Annotated in this window: 14 protein-coding genes; 6 read left to right on the forward strand and 8 right to left on the reverse strand. The window is 67.5% G+C overall.

Going from position 1 to position 17,472, the window contains the following annotated elements:
• Positions 1–113: 113 nt before the first annotated feature.
• Together IEX18_RS15905 and IEX18_RS15910 are read right to left on the reverse strand one after the other, a co-directional pair.
• The gene (locus tag IEX18_RS15905) at positions 114–758 is read right to left on the reverse strand and encodes a 4Fe-4S single cluster domain-containing protein (protein ID WP_188659965.1); all 645 of its coding nucleotides are present in this window, start codon (positions 756–758) and stop codon (positions 114–116) included.
• A complete protein-coding gene (locus IEX18_RS15910) occupies positions 755–2,581 on the reverse strand; it encodes an AAA family ATPase (RefSeq protein ID WP_188659967.1) in 1,827 nt (608 codons plus the stop codon). The genes IEX18_RS15905 and IEX18_RS15910 overlap by 4 nt, the downstream gene beginning before the upstream one ends.
• 172 nt (positions 2,582–2,753) lie before the next feature.
• Between IEX18_RS15910 and IEX18_RS18670 the strand changes: the two genes are divergently transcribed.
• Positions 2,754–3,455: an SH3 domain-containing protein gene (locus tag IEX18_RS18670; protein WP_229664634.1), complete on the forward strand. Its 702-nt coding sequence runs from the start codon at positions 2,754–2,756 to the stop codon at positions 3,453–3,455.
• A gap of 107 nt (positions 3,456–3,562) precedes the next feature.
• On the opposite strand, the gene IEX18_RS18775 is transcribed toward IEX18_RS18670, so the two are convergent.
• A complete protein-coding gene (locus IEX18_RS18775) occupies positions 3,563–3,691 on the reverse strand; it encodes a hypothetical protein (RefSeq protein WP_268234956.1) in 129 nt (42 codons plus the stop codon).
• Between IEX18_RS18775 and IEX18_RS15920 the strand changes: the two genes are divergently transcribed.
• Genes IEX18_RS15920 through IEX18_RS15930 form a run of 3 tightly spaced genes read left to right on the forward strand, consistent with a single transcriptional unit; the run spans position 3,672 to position 7,974 of the window.
• On the forward strand, positions 3,672–4,799 hold the full coding sequence (locus IEX18_RS15920; RefSeq protein ID WP_229664635.1) for a metallophosphoesterase family protein: 1,128 nt from the start codon (positions 3,672–3,674) through the stop codon (positions 4,797–4,799). The genes IEX18_RS18775 and IEX18_RS15920 overlap by 20 nt on opposite strands.
• The gene (locus tag IEX18_RS15925; RefSeq protein ID WP_188659970.1) at positions 4,796–7,426 is read left to right on the forward strand and encodes an AAA family ATPase; all 2,631 of its coding nucleotides are present in this window, start codon (positions 4,796–4,798) and stop codon (positions 7,424–7,426) included. The genes IEX18_RS15920 and IEX18_RS15925 overlap by 4 nt, the downstream gene beginning before the upstream one ends.
• Positions 7,423–7,974, forward strand: a complete 552-nt coding sequence (locus tag IEX18_RS15930) for a hypothetical protein (RefSeq protein WP_188659973.1) — start codon at positions 7,423–7,425, stop codon at positions 7,972–7,974. Before IEX18_RS15925 ends, IEX18_RS15930 begins: the two co-directional genes overlap by 4 nt.
• Positions 7,975–8,055: 81 nt before the next feature.
• Here IEX18_RS15930 and IEX18_RS15935 read toward each other — a convergent pair whose 3' ends face one another.
• From IEX18_RS15935 to IEX18_RS15950, 4 genes are all read right to left on the reverse strand, one after another.
• Positions 8,056–9,783 (reverse strand): class I SAM-dependent methyltransferase, encoded by a 1,728-nt coding sequence (locus IEX18_RS15935; RefSeq protein WP_188659977.1) that lies wholly within the window; start codon positions 9,781–9,783, stop codon positions 8,056–8,058.
• On the reverse strand, positions 9,780–10,703 hold the full coding sequence (locus tag IEX18_RS15940; RefSeq protein ID WP_229664636.1) for an HNH endonuclease: 924 nt from the start codon (positions 10,701–10,703) through the stop codon (positions 9,780–9,782). Before IEX18_RS15940 ends, IEX18_RS15935 begins: the two co-directional genes overlap by 4 nt.
• 407 nt (positions 10,704–11,110) lie before the next feature.
• Entirely contained in the window at positions 11,111–11,965 is an 855-nt protein-coding gene (locus IEX18_RS15945) for a hypothetical protein (protein WP_188659980.1), read from the reverse strand.
• Positions 11,966–12,172: 207 nt separating this feature from the next.
• The gene (locus tag IEX18_RS15950) at positions 12,173–12,850 is read right to left on the reverse strand and encodes an Ntn hydrolase family protein (RefSeq protein WP_188659983.1); all 678 of its coding nucleotides are present in this window, start codon (positions 12,848–12,850) and stop codon (positions 12,173–12,175) included.
• Between the two features lie 158 nt (positions 12,851–13,008).
• Between IEX18_RS15950 and IEX18_RS15955 the strand changes: the two genes are divergently transcribed.
• Both IEX18_RS15955 and IEX18_RS15960 read left to right on the forward strand, forming a co-directional pair.
• Positions 13,009–14,364: a phospholipase D-like domain-containing protein gene (locus tag IEX18_RS15955; RefSeq protein ID WP_188659986.1), complete on the forward strand. Its 1,356-nt coding sequence runs from the start codon at positions 13,009–13,011 to the stop codon at positions 14,362–14,364.
• A gap of 94 nt (positions 14,365–14,458) precedes the next feature.
• Positions 14,459–14,611, forward strand: coding sequence for a hypothetical protein (locus IEX18_RS15960; RefSeq protein WP_188659990.1), 153 nt, complete (start codon positions 14,459–14,461; stop codon positions 14,609–14,611).
• A gap of 197 nt (positions 14,612–14,808) precedes the next feature.
• On the opposite strand, the gene IEX18_RS15965 is transcribed toward IEX18_RS15960, so the two are convergent.
• A complete protein-coding gene (locus IEX18_RS15965) occupies positions 14,809–17,460 on the reverse strand; it encodes a UvrD-helicase domain-containing protein (protein ID WP_188659992.1) in 2,652 nt (883 codons plus the stop codon).
• Positions 17,461–17,472 lie beyond the last annotated feature (12 nt).

The following is a 17,472-nucleotide window of genomic DNA, read 5'->3' on the forward strand; positions in this document are numbered from 1 at the left end:
GGGCCTGAGGGGTTGCGACGAGAGAGGCCAGTCGCAGGGCGAGCCGTCGACCTCGCCCTCACAGAAGGTCTCGCTCGGCGGGCGCTCCGTCCGGCAGTTGGGGCAGAACCTGATCAAGAAAGCGCTCCCACCATGTCGGACGTGACGGCCAGGTGACCGGCTGCAGCGAGCGCGCGCCTCAAGCGGGCCATCTCGCCGCGTGCGGGGATACCGGCAAGCCACGCGTGGCCTTGCTCGTCGAAAGCGACGTCCAGCCGGCGATCCGCGGCAGTCGCGGGCCGATCGTAAGACAGCACCCCGACGCCCGCGGCCGTCAGAGCGTGGATCCGCTGGTTGTCGCTGCCGCGGAGCGCGAGCGTCTGCGGCAGGTCGGGACGGAACGGCCCGGTGACGAGGGCGTCGATGAGGTCGGGATGATCCGAGAGCCATCCCTTCACCTCGTCAAGCTCCCGACCGGTGAAGACGAGCGTCGAGCTGCCCGACACGGCGCGCCAGTGCGCGAGGACGGCGGCGAGCGCGTCCGGCTGGTCGAACGGCTCCCCGCCCGAGACGGTCAGGCCATCGGCCTCGCGGGCCATGGCGGCGAGCCGGTCGAGGACCTCGGCGACGGGCACCGTGCCGAGTCCCGGCTCCCACGTATCGACGGAAATGCAGCCCGGGCAGCGGATGGAGCAGCCCTGCAGCCAGAGCCCGGCCCGCCGCCCGGGGCCGAGAGCGGTGACAGGGAAGTGCAGCCTCGAGACGGATACGGTCGTCACGCATCCTCCAGGACGAGAGCCGTGACCGTGCCGGTCTCGACACGCCGCACGGTGGCTGGCGCGTTACCTTCGCGGTCGAACAGGGCGCGGGCGAGCGGGTTGATCAAATGCGCCTCGATCTGGTTGCGGATGCCGCGGCCGCCGTTCGAGAGATCGGCGGTGCACAGGTGACGAAGCGCATCCCAGGCCTCGGGCGACAACGTGACACGGTGGCCAGACGCCTCCGCGTCGGCCAGCACCAAGCGCACCATCGACGCGAAGATCTCCTCCGCCACCGCGGGCCGGATGAAGTCGAAGACGATCACGTTCTCGCCGAAGCGGTTAAGGATCTCGGGGCGATTGAGGACCAGCTTGAAGTGGTTGCCGATCTCGGCGCGGACGCGCGAGCGGACCTCCTCGAACGGTTGATCCGGCGTGACGTTGGCCCGGCGGCTGCCGTCGGGCGCGGTCGAGTATATGCCGAGGTTCGACGTGAACACGATCAGGGCCTCGGAGAAGTAGACCCGGTCCCCGCGCCCCGACGTGAGGACCCCGTCGTCCAGGATCTGGAGGAACTTGTCGAGGATGCGCGGGTGCGCCTTCTCGATCTCGTCGAACAGGACGACCGAGAACGGACGCTCGCGCACCGCGTTCGTCAGCTCGCCACCCGCGTCGTAGCCTACGTAGCCGGGCGGCGCGCCGATGAGCCGCTGGTCGGCGTGCTCCGCGCTGAACTCCGACATGTCGAAGCGGATGTATGCGCTCTCGTCGCCGAAAAGCAGTTCGGTCACCGTCTTCGCGAGCTCGGTCTTGCCGACCCCGGTCGGTCCCGCGAGGAACGCGATGCCGCGCGGACGTCCACCGCGACGTCCACCCCCGATCCCGGTGGCGGCCCGCTTCACGATGTCCAGCATGTGCACGACGGCATGGTCCTGCCCGACGACTCGGCGCCTGATCGTATCCGCTCCGCCCCGGATCCTCTCGCGCTCGATCTTGCGCCAGGCGTCCTCGGTCACCCCCACCTTGTATCGGCGGACCGCCTCGGCGACGTCCTGCACCGCCACGCCCTCGGTCCGCGCAAGCTGCGCGACGGCGCTGAGGTCGACAAGCAGCATCCCCTCGGTGGCGTCCACCAGGTCGGCCACTGCCGCATCGACCACGTCCTGCCCTGCGTCGCGTGCGCCCGGCATGCCGCGGACCAGCGATGGAGCAACGGCGCCGCGCGCCGCGCGGTCCGGCGGTGCGACGGGGATATGGCGAAGTCGGGGATTATCGATGGTCAGCCAGTCGGGGAGGTCGCCCTCCCGCTCCGCGATCCAGACCACGCAGTTGTAGCGAGGGGCACGGCCGGGCCCGACGGGGCGGGCCTCCGCCGACTGGCTCAGCACCAGCGCGCGGGTGAAAAGCGCCTGCTCCTGCGGTGACAGGGCATCGTTGCGAACGATGAGCCGCGAAGCGAAGTCCGCGACGAGGGCGACCGGCGCTCCGTCGAGCCCCACGAGCCGCTCGAGCGTGGTCCCGAAGAGATCCACGCCGGCCGGCGCCCGGCCATTCGACGGCGTCAGCCCGAGCCGAGCCAGGAGCGCGTCGGCGTCACCCTGCGATCCGTCAGGGCGCGGCAGCACGGCGAAGCCCCCTACCGGATCGTAGCCAACGACATCGGCGTAACCGGCTCCGCAGAGCGTCGCCGCAAGGACGTCGGACAGGGGAGCCGCCACGGCGGCGCCACCGACGTCGCGGATCTGCAGGTCCCGCACATTTCCCGTCAGCACGAACTGGCTTTTCAGCGGAAGGAAGCGGGTCAGGTCGCGGACCCAGCGCGGCCGCACGTCTTCTTCCTTCACCTTCGCGCTCCCCCCGTTCGGACGACTCCCTTCTCTTAGGTTCGTCGCGAGATAGACTATCGGTTCGAACGCTTATTTCAATCCGCACAGCGACTTGTTGCCCTGATCCGGACAGTCCGGCAGTCTACCCGTGAAGCCGGCGGGGAGAACCGCGGGCCCAAGGGAGGATCGCATGAGGAAGCCCGTCAGGATTGACAGGGCGTCCGGCAGGCAGTCGGCGTCTTCAAGACCAGCCACGCCGGGAGCGGCGCCCGCCCGGCCCGCGCAGCAGAACTCTGCGTTGGGTCAGGGTTGCGGTGTCGTCCTGGCGATCCTCTTCGTCCTAATTCTTGTCGGGAAGTGCTCATCGGGCTCGACCGGCGCGCCCGGGAACACAACACAGACCGCGGTCTCGGAACCCGCCTACGTCACAGCCCGGAGCCTGAAATGCCGACGGGAACCCGAAGCCTCGGCGGCGATCTCCGAAGGCCTCGCGCGGAATGACCAAGTCGTCGTCACGGAACGACGCGGTGAGTGGGTGCGGCTCACCCGTGCCGGAGGCGACTGCTGGGTATCGGGCACCTTCCTGGCGAACGCCCCGGTGGCAGGCACGACGGAGACCGGCTCCCCGACAACCGGCGCGCAGGGGTTGATGTCCACCGAAGCGGGTTCCACCGTCGCGGCGGCGGGGGCGGGCTACGTCGCGGGCAAGTCGGTGCGATCCGGCAAGCGCTATGCCGGTTCGCGGCGCCGCGGCTCATCTCGAAGCCATCGCGGCTCGGGTGGCGGCTACTCCGGTTCGGGTTGTCCCTGCTCCGGTTCGCAGGTCTGCATCGGGCCTCGCGGCGGCCGCTACTGCATCACTAGCGGAGGCAACAAGCGGTATGGCGTCTGAGGAACGCGCTCCCGATGGCGCCGCCCCTTGACGCCGACGACGAGAGCCATGCGTCGGCGCCATTCCCCGCATGAACATTCTCGTCCATCCGATGAAGAAATCTGATTTCAATCGACGAAACACAGGAACGACTCACGACTGCCGCCGGCGGTGACCGGATCGGCTTGCAGACCGGGACGTGCATACTGCATCTCCGGAAGAAACAGGGGGAGTGGCGTGGCCACGTTGAAGATCATCCACACCGCCGACTGGCAGCTCGGCAAGCCCTTCGGACGCTTCCCCGCGGAGGTGTCGGGCGCGCTCTCGGAGGCGCGCCTCGACGCGATCGACCGGATCGCCGCGGTCGCGGCGGACCGTGGTGCGGCGCACGTGCTGGCGGCAGGCGACATCTTCGACAACGTCGACCCCGGTGACCGGATCGTCATGCAGGCGCTGTCGCGGATGGAGCGCGCGAACGTTACGTGGTGGCTGATGCCCGGCAATCATGACCATGCCCGTCCGGGCGGGTTGTGGAGCCGGGTCCGGCGGCTCGCGCCAACCCGGGTCCGTATCGTCGACACCCCGGAAGCCGTAGAGCTGGAGGAGGACGCCTGGCTGCTCCCCGCGCCTCTCGAACACCGCAAGACGACGTCGGACCCCACCGCCTCGATGGTGGACATGGCCACGCCGTCGGGCGCGCTGCGCATCGGCCTCGCGCATGGCTCGATCACAGAGTTCGGCGCTACCGGCGAGAGCGCGAACCTCATCCCGCCGGACCGGGCGCGATCGGCCGGGCTCGACTACCTCGCCCTCGGCGACTGGCATGGCTACCTCGTGGTCGGGGACCGAACCGCCTACAGCGGCACACCCGAAACCGACCGCTTTGGGCGCGACGAACCGGGCGCGTGCATCGCGGTGGATGTCCGGCAGGGCGACACACCCGCGCTCGACCGCGTGGATACGGGCCGTTATCGCTGGCTGTCCCGGCGCTGGGAAGTGTCATCCGCCGAGGACCTCAAGAGGGAGCTCGACGGGCTACGCTCGGAGGCACGTCTGGCCGACCTCCTGCTCGACCTGAGGCTCACCGGCGTGGCGAGCTTGTCCGACCGCGTCGCGGTCGTCTCCGAGCTGGAGGACAGGGTCGCGCACGAGCTGCGGCACCTCGACCTCGACGCCGGTGGGCTGATCGCCAAGCCCACCCCGGAAGACGTCGCGCGGATCGACGTCCAGGGCGCTCTCGCGGGCGCGGCGGCCTCCCTACAGGCCCGGGCCGATGGCGGCGGCCCGGACGCAGCCGCAGCGGCGGCCGCGCTGGAGCGGTTCTACGTCGAGGTGATGCGCCATGGAGCGGAGGCATCGGCATGATCATCAAGTCCCTCGAGGTCGCCAACTTCCGCAAGTTCCGCGACCCGCTCCGGATCGATGGATTCACGGACGGCTTCAACGTCGTCGTCGAGGCGAATGAGACGGGCAAGTCCACGCTCCTGGAAGCTCTGCGCGCCGCCTTCTTCATACGGCATTCCGCCAAGACGGAGCTCGTGCGGTCCTACGTACCGATCGGCGACGACGTCGCGCCACGTGTGGCAGTCGAGTTCACGCTTCGAGGGCAGTCTTGGTCGCTCGAGAAGCAGTTCATGAAGACGACCTCCGTCCGGTTGACCGGCAACGGGGGCAGGCGTGAGAGCGACGCCGCGGAGGAGGCGCTCCAGGAGCTGCTCGGGTTCGAGCGCGGCAACAACCGCGGCAGCGATCCCGAGAACAGGGGACCGCTCGGGATGCTCTGGGTCGAGCAGATGAGCGCCCTCGCCGTGGAGAGCCCCAACCGCATCGTGCGCGACACCGTGCGCGGGGTGCTCGAGGCCGAGGTCGGGGCCGTCACCGGCGGTCGCCGCTTCGACGCGATCCGCAACAGCGTGGAGACCGCCTACGGCGCACTCCGCACGCCGGCGACCGGGAAGTCGCGCGGGGAGCTCGGCGCGGCCGAAGCCAGGCTCTCGTCCACCGCCACTGCCCGTCAGCAGGCCGAGGCGGCCTTCCGAGAATACGAGCAGGCGCTCAATGACCTGGACGGCGCGAAGGCACGGCTCCGGATCGTCGAGCGGGACCTCGCCGACCCCGAGACCGGCGAGCAGCGCCGCAGGTTGGAGAGCGACCAGAAGCTAGCCGAGACGGCGTCGCTGCGCCTCGCCACCGCGGAGGCGCAGCACGGGCGTGCGGAGGAGCTCGCGAAGACGGCTGTCGCCCGTGTCGAGAGGCTCGGGGCCGCCGAGGAACGCGTCGCCAAAGCGAAGGAGGGCGTCGCGAAGAGCCGGAGCGGCGCGGAGAAAGCACAGGCGGCCGTCGACACTGCGGTTGGAGAGGAGAAGCAGCGGCGCGCTGCACTTGACGAGGCTCGGAAGGCACGCGAGCGCCGCGAGGCGGACTTGAAGGAAGCACGCGGCCGAATGCGTGCCTTCTCGACCGCCGCCGGTGAGCGCCGGGCGATCGACGCACGCAACGCGCTCGGCGAACTCGAGGAGCGGGAACGCGCTCTCGAGGCGGACGCAGCGCTCGCGGTCGAGGCCACAGCGCTCGCGAAGGTCCGTGGACTGGAGCGGGAAGAGGTCTCGGCTCTGGCGAGGTTCGAAGCCGGCGCGGTAAAGGTCGACATCGAGCTGGCGGGCGGGGCCGAGCTCCGCATCGACGGAGCGCCGAGCGTTGCGAGCAGCGTGGACGTCGTCTCTGCGACACGCTTCGAGATCGGATCGGCTGGCAGCATCGTCGTCCGGCCGCCGCAGGCGTCCGGACGGTCGGTGGAGGCCGACCTCGTCGCGGCCCGGGAGCACCTCGCCGCCAGCCTGCGCGCACTCGGCATCGAGTCGCACTCGGCCGGCGTGGCGCGCAACGAGCGGGCGGCGGCGGCGGAGCGTGAACTCGTCGCGCTGCGGGCGCAGATCTCCGCCGCATGCCCAGGCGACCCGACGATCGGCCTCGCACCCGGAGCCGACGCCCTCCGGGCGTTCGTCGCAGGACTGGGAGAAACGAGGGCTGACATCACCGCGCCAGACGACGATCTGGACGCGCATGAAGCCGCGGTGACCGACGCAAGACTCGCCGAGGCGGCAGCCACCTCCACCCACGACGAGAGCAGGACGGCCCTCTCCAAGGCCGAAAACGCCCTCGCCACCGTCTCGGCGGACCTGACCGCCGCGACGCGCGAGCTCGATGCCGCCGAGGCGAACCTCAGGACCGTTCTCGACGACGCTGACCGAGCAAGCCTCGAGTCCGCGCTGGGGGAACTCCAGCGGGACAGGACCGCCAAGCTCGAGCTGCTGGAGCAGGCGCGAGCGGGCGCCAGGGCCTTCGACCTGGACGCCATCAAGCGCAGGCTCGACAACATCGCCCGCGCCACCGCCCGCGCCGGAGAGGAGCGCCTCGAGCTGACCGGGCGGATCGCCTCGCTGGAGGCGACCGTGGCGCGTGAAGGGACCACGGGCCCGGCAGGCCGGGTCGCCGTGGCCAAGGAGGAGGAACTCGCCGCGAACTCCGCCCTGAGCCGCCTTAGACAGGAGGCCGACACGCTCGAGGTGCTGCGGAAGGCCCTTGCCGACGCCGCCAGCGATGCCTCGCGGACGTTCCTGGCCCCGGTCACCCGCCGTGCCGCCCGCTACGTCGAGCGGCTCCTCCCCGGCTGCGACCTGTCGTTCAACGAGGAACTCGGGCTCGCCGGAGTTTCCCGGGCAGGAGTGGACGAATCCTGCGGCGGCTTGAGCCGAGGCACGCAGGAGCAGCTCGCGATCCTGACCCGCCTCGCGTTCGCCGACCTGCTGCTGGAGGATGGGAAGCCGATCTCCCTCATCCTGGACGATCCGCTCGTCTACTCCGACGACGAGCGCCTCGAGACGATGACCGACATCCTGCAGGAGGCGTCGCAGCGGATGCAGGTCATACTGCTGACCTGCCGCTCGAAGGCCTTCCGTCACGTGGACGGCAACCGGATCACGCTGCGTTGACCGCCCGGAAACAGGCCAGCACACCCAACACGGTGCCGCGCGCGCTGACGCCTGCGCTTCGGGAGTTCTGCGCCTCCATCTCGTCGGCAGAACCCGTGTTCGTCACGTCGATCCCTGTGCCGCGAGCCGCGACGTCGTTCTGCTTCGAGAACGTCGAACGGAGGGTCCGAGAGAAAGGTGGCTCGGTCGCCTACGGATGGGCGATCTGGCATATGCCCGGCCTATACTTCGAAGCCGAGCATCACGCGGTCTGGCGCAACAAGTTCGGCAACCTGATCGACGTCAGCCCACAGATGGGTGGCCGCAAGCGACTGCTCTTTCTTCCCGACGACGCGACCGTCTACGACCCGTTCGCGATCCGGCAGAACATCATGGCTCCCGATGGGGACACGGAGAGAGCACGGCTGATGACGGAACTCGGGAACCGGCGGCACGCCCTGCTCATCCGCTGCCGTATCCGGGGCACGGCCGAGATCCGGCTCTACGAGGCTGACCAATTGGAATTGGCCAGTATCGACCGGCAGATAGCGGAGGTCATGGCGGGCTAGGAGCTCACCACCCTTCCGCCGCCGTGAGTCCGCGACGGCCGCCTGCTCTCGACAGCCTGAAGCGAGGAAGCATGCGGCTAATCAGATCGGCGCCCATTCCGGCACCTGCTGGTCCTGCCGGAGCCGAAGTCGCCTCCAGTCAAGGGCGGCATAGCAGGCCGCGGGTGAGGCGTCGGCCGCGAGAGGCAGCGCCGCCGCCGCCTCCCGGACGAATCGGTCACGCAAGGCACTGTCGTTCAAATAGGCCTCGCTCCACCATCGCTCGATGAGCGGACGGGCCCGGGCCAAGGCGGCGGCGCTGGGCAGCTTCCCGCGCTTCTCGTGCCGGTTGACCCGGCTGGCGCTCGGCATGAGGTTCCAGAGGTCGCCGCACGGCCATGCAGACCACGGCAGGCAGTGGTCGAGGTCGATGGTCGATGCGGACAGGCGCCGTTCCGTCCAGACGCATCGGATCTCCCTGCCTTCTGCAAGCAATCTGCTCGCGGCCAATCGCCCGATGGCGGTGCTGCGGACCGGCTCGACCCACACCAGTGCCGCTTCCGCCGCTCCCGGCGCGATGGCGAGTCCCAAGCGATCTGCGTAACCTCGGCTGATCCTCGCCCACTCCGCGATCAGCATCGGGTCGATCCAGGCGCCGAACCGGCTCATCGCCCGCCACAGATGGCCTGGCACCTCAAGCAGTCCGAACGTGCGCAGACCATCAATGTCGAGCGTGGCTCCCGACCCGCGTCCCCGCCCACGAGTGGCCTTGAAGACACGTTCGTCGCTGTTGGCATAGCGGGTGAAGTTCGCCGGCATCTCGGCGATCGTCGTCACCGTTCTGCCGATCGCCGACGCCAGCGCATCGGCTGTAGCCCCGGCGAAACTCGCGCCGATCCGCAACTCGGTCGGGGCTACGCCACTTTCGAGAAGCGATCGGAAACCCTCCTTCGCGAAACCGAGACGTTCGGTCCCGACATTCCCCGGGGCCTGCGGGATGCCCGCCCTCACGAGCGGCAGATAGAGCCGGAGCCAGTTGAGCGCGACCAGTCCGAGCGGCAGCTCGACGGCGTCCCGCCCGTCCGGTGCCGGCGTCGCGGCAGCGGGCGAATACTCCGCAGCCCTCGCGACGGCACGCAGGAGCGCGAGCTTGTATGTGGAGGACTTGCCGTCCGACAGCGCGATGCCGCGGACGAGCGGAAGCGCGCCAGTGCCGTCGTCGGGCATGCGCAGGCACATCGTCGTCCAGCGGACATCCGGACGGCGTCTCTCGTCACCAGTCTCCCCGACGCGGACCACCTCGAGGCCCAGGGAACGAGCCAGGCCCTCCACCTCACCGACCGACGTCGGGTGCATCGGCCGGTCCGATGGCGCCGGTCCGCTCCGCAGCGTCAAGACGAGCAGCGCGCCGGGCTTCATCGCCGTCGCGAGCTTACGGAGGGCGCGCGGCCTGTCGGCCGGAGCGACGTGCTGCCAGACCGCCGAGGCCATCACGAGGTCGAAGGACAGGGCGAGCGCATGCAGGCGGTCCAGCGACGGCAGGGCGTCGTCGATCCACCTGACAGGGACGTCGGCGTGAATCTCGGCCGCCACGCGCCGCATCCCCTCGGCAGGCTCGACGGCCACGACCTCGTAGCCCAGGCCCGCAAGCCAGGCTGCATCCCGGCCAGTGCCGGCACCGACGTCCAGCGCGAGCCGGCCGTCGCCGGACGGCGGCATGATGCTGAGAGCGCTGGCATGGACGGCCGAAGGGGCCAACGATTCGTATTGTTCGGCCAGAGCGCGCGCGTCCGCGCTGTACGCGGCGATCACCGGGTCCGGAGTGCTCAAGCGTCGAGTCCTGCGAACCGCGCGCGGTGACGGTCCACGTATTCGCGGCGGGGACGGAGCCGGGGATCGGCGGGCACTCCGATGCTCGCGCCTGGAGAGGGAAAAAGCGCAGTCAGCTCCCGCGGAACCTTGTTGTGAGAGACCAGCAGTCGCAGGTCCTCGTCAAGGCTGATGAGGTGGCGGTCGAAGAGCCAGTGCGCCGTCGCGGACAGCGCGATGCCGTTCTGCACCGTGTCCGGACCGCCCTCGGCGACGCTCCAGATGTGGGCGGCCTGCGCCTCGGCCTTCCCGCCACCGTTGACGATACGCAGGCCGGTGACGGCGCAGCGGTTGTCGTAGGCGTGGAGGACATGGCCGCGGAACGCCGCCGCCCGCACCTTCCGGTTCAGCAGGACCGCGACGGTCCGCCTCGGGTCGGGCGGAGAGGAGAGCAGCGCGAGCGTCTCTGGATCCAGGTGGCTCCGATCCAGCTCGAGCCTGATGGCGTTCTCAAGCGCGAGCGTGTCCGATAGCCCCGTGTCGACGATCGATGCGAAGTCGACGTCATCGATCGGCCTGACCGACCGCCCCCTCAGCGCGCGCCCCGCGTCCGCGGGCCGCGCGAGATCGCGCAGCATCCGCTCCGCGAACCTGCCATCCGTCCCGCGGTAAGGGACCGGTCGATCGAACTCGACGAAGTCGGCGACGCGCGCATAGTGCAGACCGGGTCGCACCGGGTCCGGGTCTATGACGGTGACGAGGGCCGCGGCCACGTAGGCCATCCGACCGCCCGCCGCGCCGGTCTCCCGGTAGACGATCCAATCGCCGACGCACGCCCGGGCAACCGTCAGGTAGTTGCTGGGGAAGTGGTAGCGCTCCGCGATGAGGTCGTCATACCGCGACGTGCCACTGATCTCGAAGACGCCCTTCATGTCAGGCATGATGGCTTCTATGCGCCGCCCGGGCAATCCGCGGCACGGCGGCTCGAATCGATCGGCGGCAGTCGCGCGGGCTCACGTTGATGCCGCGCGCAACAGGAGGTCGTGTCCATGATCGGGCTCCATACCCGTCGATTCGGCGCCGCCGCGGTGACACGCGAGCATCAGAACAGACCATGAGCACGACCAAGGGCGCACGGATTCCTTGTCACCGGCGCGAGCGGCCACGTTTCGCCGCAGCCGATTGAGGCGGCGTCGTCGAAACGAGGCGTGGCGTGGGCCAGTCGCGGCTCGTGGAGGAGGCTGGTCGCCAGCTCGTGGAGCGGCGCCTGCCGGGCATGAGCCTTCGGCGTGCGCGATTGTCCGAGCGGCCGACGGGGCGCCCGCTGGTCATCCAAGGCTGCACGTCTTCAGGTGCTCTCCCCCTCCAAATCGGCCCCGTTGACCGCACCCCAGTTTTCCGCCGTGTCCGCCGGGTGGCCAAGCAATCGGCAGATGCTCGTCAGCAATCCGCTCCTGCAGATGCAGAGGTCGCCGAGTGCTCGAGGGCCGGAGTTGAGCCGGCACACCGTGCTTCTGATCGCCAGATCATGAAGGAGGTTTTCAGCACCCAGCCCAGGATGACCATCGTCCCAGACATGCAGCGGAACCCCCGTCCACAAAGGACGGACGAGACGCTCGTTATAGCCGACCGGGTCAACGCTGTTGGGCCAGAAGTGGACCATGAGGGACAGGTGGCCAAGGCGGAAGAAGTAACGATAGGCGTTGCGGTAGTGCCGCATGAGCAGCGCTCCCCCGTCCGTCACCGACGAGGCTGTCTCCACAAAGAACGTCACGCTTGAACTGAACCACCACTCCGACGCGGGATCGACGCGAAAGAAGACGGATACGCCCGGCGGAAGGCCGCCGTCGCCCTTCAGATGGAGCATGTGCCGCTGAGGAACGCGACCGACCGGAGGGTCGGTCGCGACCGTCAGGACGTAGGCGGTCTTCAAGGCCCATCGCGCGACCTCTTCCGACCTGCCGGGCTCCGTCGCGCCCTCGATGCGCGAGATCAGCTCAGGTTTGGCCTCGCCCTCGATCGAGCTCATCCAGCCGTTGTTGCACTTGCGGCAGACCGCGCCGAGCAGCATGGACCCGTAGTTGTGCGAGCGCCGCAGGTGGTCAGGCGCCAACGGGGTCAGCTGCATGCTCGTGGCGATCTCGGAACTCTCCATAGGCGTATAGGAAATCTTCCGCTTCTCGAGTCCGAAGTGCTTCTGCATCCAATCGGGGATTACGTGCTCCCGGGACTTGCCCCCGCCTGCGGAGAGCGGTCCACCGCACACCCTGCAGAGCTTCTCCCCTCCCGCCGACTTGGACTTCATTGGCTCCCCCAACCGCGGCCATCGGAGCTCGAAAGCTCTGCCGGTTCGACCGCTAAATTCACGGTGCTGACACCACAGACCGGTCAGGGGTTAGTTCGCTAACCCTCACGGACAAGGGATGCCAGAGCGCTTCCTGTTCAACTTGACGCCGTCGCCCGTGGCGACAGCCCAGTAGGCGTAGTCGCCGCCGATCGACCTAATCCCTGCGGCCCTCGCTGACGCCATTCCATCGATGATCGCCTGAACGGCGAACGCGACCGCCTCGTCTTCGGTCATCCCCTCGGAGTATCGGCTGGCTGTCGAAGCCACGTGCGCCTGGAGGCCCTGCGTGTCGCCGATCCACCAGATCCGGGCCGTTGGGTTCTGGGGCGAGGCGGGACGTGCAGGTAAGAATGACCGAACGTCTCCGTGTCGCTCGACGGACCAGATGTCGGGTCTTCCTGACGATGGATCGAGCCCAGCGATGAGGAAGGTGTTGCCGCCGGCACAGGCACCGATGTTCCTGCGGTCGACCTGCTGGATCTCAGCGTCGAGGAACCGCTTGAAGTGAGGTGCGATCTGGGCCGGCCCTGGTCCGGCCCATCGTTCGAGAAAGCCAGGTAGGATCTCGCTCCAGTATCTGCCCTGGATGCGGGACGCACCAGCGCCGGCGGCGACGTCGGTGGCGGAGACCTGATGGATCTTCACGGTATCGCAGCTGACAACCCTGTCGCGCACCGTCGTCAAGCTGTCGGCCGCCAGGACCATGCAGTCAACTGCCTCGACGGCGATGATGAGGGTCACAAGCGGCTCCCAAGATCAAGCCGCCGCATCGTCCCCGACTCCTCGTCGGCGGTCCAGGAAATTCCGACCTGACCCGTGATGCTGGACCTCGACGCCAGAACGGCTCACGGCCGGATGCTCGTGGACGGCCGAACCAGGCACTTGGAGATTGCGGGTGCATGGACAGCTGGACTGCCGGAACTCGGCAGATTAGCCCTGTCCATCACATCCAGTCGGAGCTCGAGATCGCCAATCAGAAGCGCAGCGTCACGACGGTAGCCCGGGCTGTCGCCCGGCCGCTTCTCGTGCGCAACGACGGGTCCGGCCCGCATCTCGATGCGTTGGAACGCGTAATCGACGGCGCGATCCAGATCGCCATCGCCGTCGCGTTTGTGAAGTCGAAGGGTCTGGGCAGGATCGTCGGTGGGCTCAAGAAGCGCCTGGGGGCCGGTGCCGCCATCGAGATGTTCGTCGGAACGGACTTCTGCGTGACCGAGCCGAGGGCCCTCAAGGATCTTCTGGACCTCGCAAAGTCGCAGCCGAAGCTGACGGTCCTGGTAGCCAAGCCGGATGCACGGGCGACGTTCCATCCGAAGTCCTACCTCGGCGTAGGCGCGAAGGGTGCCCGCGCGATGGTGGGCTCGGCGAACCTCACCGGCGGCGCGCTCCAGACGAACGAGGAGCTCTCGGTGTTGTGGGACATGCACTTGGCAGACCCGCTCCTCGCCGAGCTTAGGGCGGTGTTCGACGGCTACCGTGCGAACCCCCGGTTCGAGCCGCTTGATGGCGTCGTGCTCGACCGATACCGCCGCAGGTTCAAGACTGCGGGAGAGGTGAAGAGCCGGATTGAGAAGGAGATCGCGGCCTATGACGCCGACGCCTTCGACCTCGCGACGCTCGCTTCGTTGCACGCCGAGTTCAGCAGCGATCGAGAGGAGGTCCTGGCGTTGGAGAGGCGGCGTCGCGACCGCAAGGCGGCGCTCGTCGTCCAGCGTCAGATCGCCCGCATGGCGAAGATCAGGAGGTTGTCCGCGCACGACCGGGAGACGTTCGAGGGTCTGTTCCGCGACCTGGTCACGTCGGCTGACGGTCATCGCCACCTCTGGCACTCGGGTGACATTCACCGCAGGGGGCAGGAAGCGCTCTCCGATCCGGTCGCCACCATCGCGCTGTTCGAGCTGGCGGCGAAGGTCGCGGCGCAGCCACCCGAGCAAGGCTATGCAAAGGTGCGCAAGCCTGCTGCCGACATAGGCGGCGTTGGCATCAACATGGTCTCGGAGATCCTGTGCACCTTCGCACCCAAGCGATACGCCGTCTTCAACGGCAATACGGCGGCCGCGCTGCGTGCCATCGGCGCCGATCCGCCGAGGTCGGTCACGTTGTTCTCGGCCGAGGCGTATGCGCGTGCGTGCGGGGTGGTGGAGGCGGTGCGCCGGCGGATAGGAGCAGACGACCTGTCGGACGCTGACGCCTTCCTGAACTGGATCTATCAGAACAAGGTGAAGCCCGCCGCGGGTAAGCGCACAGGCGACTGAAAGAGGCCGTCGGACGCGTCGCGATCGCCGGGGCCTCCTGCCCGGCACGCCATCCACGTCTTTCCGAAAAGGTGCGCCGGCACTAGCTTGAGACATGGCCGACACGCACGACGCAGAGCAGAAGCAATTCCTCTTCCTCGGAGACTCCGAGGCCGGCGGCGCAGCCAGCCAGCTCGCGGTCGCGGACATCCCCTATATCAAGAAGCGGTTAGAGTCGCGGGTCTCCAACTGGGAGGCAATCATCTAGATTCTCCGGAACGAGCCGCTGATTGGGGTGCTGGTCAAGCTCAACGCCAAGTCAATGGAGAAGATGTGCACCGACGAATACGCGGCATAATGTCGCAGCTGAACCAAAGTGCTGCGGCGACACGCCGGGAAAGCGTGCGACAGCACGCATGACCGGTGTGTCGCATTCGAATATGAAAGGCATGCTCTCGCACTCGCCTACCGTCGAAGCGGGGCGGTGGTCTTGCAGTTAGGATAGCCTGAGCATCCGACCATCGGGCTGTAGCGCGCTTTCGGGCGCTCCTTCATGCGCCCTTTGGTGCAGGTAGGACAGCTGTCGCCCGGAGCCATGGGCGTGGTCAGGTGAACGCGATTGCTGGACCGGCGTGGCTCACCATTGGGGAGATTTCGCTTGAAGTCGCACACGCCGCAGCCTTCGAAAGCACCATAGGAGCCTGAGCGCTGCGTCAGCACACCCCTACGGCATTTAGGACACGGCTGCAGTTGCCCTCCCTCCTCCAGGCGAACCTCGATCAGGTTTCTTGCGGCCATCTCCACCAAGAAACGCGAGGGCGTAGACGCCTTGGTGTATATTCGTACCTGCCGACGGGCGCGGGTCATCGCGACGTAGAAGACGCGTCGTTCCTCCGCCATGGGGAAGTCCTCGCCGTCGGGCATCGCGAGAACCAGCACCGGGTCGTCAGCGATCTGGCTAGGAAAGCCAAGATTGTCCTCGACCATATTGAGGATCATCACATAGTCGGCTTCGAGCCCTTTCGCCGAGTGGATCGTGCGGAACTCGATGTCGAGTTCGTCACCGAATTCCTGTTGCCAGGTCTGGAGTTCCTCTTCGGGCTCATCGTGGTTGTAGCGGCCGAGCAGCATGACCGTGATTCGACGCCCCTCCAGGCGATCCACAGCATCTTTCCGGACTCGCACGTGTAGCCGCTTGAGATGCGTCTCGACGCCCTCCAACGCCTTCTCCGATGATTCGAAGGCGAAGGCGACGATCGATTGTCCTTCCCTCGTGTTAGTCGTCTGAACGGTCTTTTCCAACTGGCGTGGATTGACCGAGACGAAGGCGCCCGAGGCGTCGCATAACGACTGCGGGCAGCGAAAGGTGGTCGCCATCCTCAGTTGCGAGGAGTGCGGGAACGTGCCGGCGAAGTCGGTCATCACCGTCAGATCAGCACCTGCAAAGCGGTTGATGCTCTGCCAATCGTCGCCGACGACGCAGAGATGCCCCCGTTGATCCGTTCGATCGAGCAGCGCCTTCAGAAGCCTGACTCGCGCGCGTGAACTGTCCTGGAACTCGTCGGCGAAGATCATGGTGTAGGGGCTGTCGTAGGCTCCGGCCTCGATCAGCGCCGCCGCTTCAACGAGCATATCGTCGAAGTCGATGCACGACGCATCCCGTAGCCGTCGCTCCCACTCATCCGCGATCCGCTGGTATAGGGACAGGAACCTCAGGGAGCGCGCCAAGTGCGCGTCGTCGTCCGATGCCTCGATACGGCGGCGGATGTCTGCCACGGTGGTGCCGCCGCCCTTCACGTGCTGCTGAAAGCCGCGCATAAGGTTGGCCAGAGCCAGCGTGTCCATCGGCGGCTCTCCCTTCGCTGGGCGATCCGCAGCGTAGACCGGCTCCACTCCGCGCGCCTTCAGCGCTTCGGCAAGCTCGTGGAAGGCGACGCCACGACGAATGCCGTGCGAGGTGGTCTCGAACAGTCGCGTTTCTTTTTCGGCGTGGAGATCGCGTTTCCAGGCGACGCCAGCCAGATAATCGCCGGTGAAGTGTGGCGGCGGATTTCCGTCACGACCGAGCGCAAAGTGTTCGTGGTAGAGCTTCGCATCGGGATAGTAGAAGTCTGGCCGATACTGCTGATGCGTCGCGGTCCGCGTGTCGTGCTCGTAATCCCGTTCATATTGATAGCCGACGCCGTGATAGAACAGCCAGTCGGCGATCAGACGCTCCTCTTGGCTCTTGACCCAATCTCCGTTGGCGGTGCGAATGTCACCACGAGCTGCGCCCTTCGGCTCGATCAGATCGGCCGCGCGCCCGATTGGTCGCCCGAAGATCGTGCGGAACAGGTCCCATTCGATTCCGAAGCCCGGATCGCAAGCGCGTAGGTCTTCGACGATCCTGACGATCACCTCGTTTTCCTGCCGCCGCGAACCCACCCATGGCGCTTTCGCAGGTCTCACGCCCTGAACCTTGGTAATGACGTCCCTGCCAAACGCATGGAATGTCTTGACCGTGACCCGTTCTATGCCGTCGATGCCCTTCAGACGCTCACGCACCCGTTGGCGAAGCTCGTCCGCGGCGTCCGTGTTGAAGGCGAGCAGCAAGATCTGCTCGGGTTCGGCTAGCCCCTGGTGAAGCACATAGCCCGTCTTAGCGACCATCGTGGAGGTCTTACCCGAGCCGGCAGCCGCCACGATCTGCACGGCGTCGTCCATGCAGATACAGGCGTCCGCCTGTTCGTCGGTCAGAGGCGATGCTTCCACAGTGTCGAAGAACGCCTTCAATGCGGCTTTCTGGTCGATCAGATGTTTCTGGTTGTGCGTCGCGAATTCGGCGAGGAGCTTCCTGGTCGCAACGCGCTTGGTGACGCCGAAGCTATCGCGATCCGAACCTGGCGGAGGGTATGCCTCGATGATGCGGTGCGCGGCGCTCTGCGGGATCCAGCGGGACCGATCGACTTCGGACTCCCATTTCTCACGCCAGTTGCGCTCCTGCGCCTCTTGTTCACGACGCCATCGATCCGGGTCGAAGGGCGTTGACGAACCGCCGCCGTAGGACGGTCGCTTTTCGTCGGAACCGAACATGCTCCCGACCAGCGCGACGGCCCCGAGGGCCAGCCACTCGATCACCGCCCGCCGCCC

Origin of the sequence: Sphingomonas metalli, assembly GCF_014641735.1 — a bacterium.
Lineage (GTDB): Bacteria > Pseudomonadota > Alphaproteobacteria > Sphingomonadales > Sphingomonadaceae > Sphingomonas > Sphingomonas metalli.

Excerpts from the sequence above, each read along its gene's own strand:
- IEX18_RS15940 (WP_229664636.1), bottom strand. The coding sequence starts at position 10,703 with ATGCCTGACATGAAGGGCGTCTTCGAGATCAGTGGCACGTCGCGGTAT.
- IEX18_RS18670 (WP_229664634.1), top strand. The coding sequence starts at position 2,754 with ATGAGGAAGCCCGTCAGGATTGACAGGGCGTCCGGCAGGCAGTCGGCG.
- IEX18_RS15945 (WP_188659980.1), bottom strand. The coding sequence starts at position 11,965 with ATGCAGAAGCACTTCGGACTCGAGAAGCGGAAGATTTCCTATACGCCT.
- IEX18_RS18775 (WP_268234956.1), bottom strand. The coding sequence starts at position 3,691 with ATGATCTTCAACGTGGCCACGCCACTCCCCCTGTTTCTTCCGGAGATG.
- IEX18_RS15960 (WP_188659990.1), top strand. The coding sequence starts at position 14,459 with ATGGCCGACACGCACGACGCAGAGCAGAAGCAATTCCTCTTCCTCGGA.
- IEX18_RS15955 (WP_188659986.1), top strand. The coding sequence starts at position 13,009 with ATGGACAGCTGGACTGCCGGAACTCGGCAGATTAGCCCTGTCCATCAC.
- IEX18_RS15925 (WP_188659970.1), top strand. The coding sequence starts at position 4,796 with ATGATCATCAAGTCCCTCGAGGTCGCCAACTTCCGCAAGTTCCGCGAC.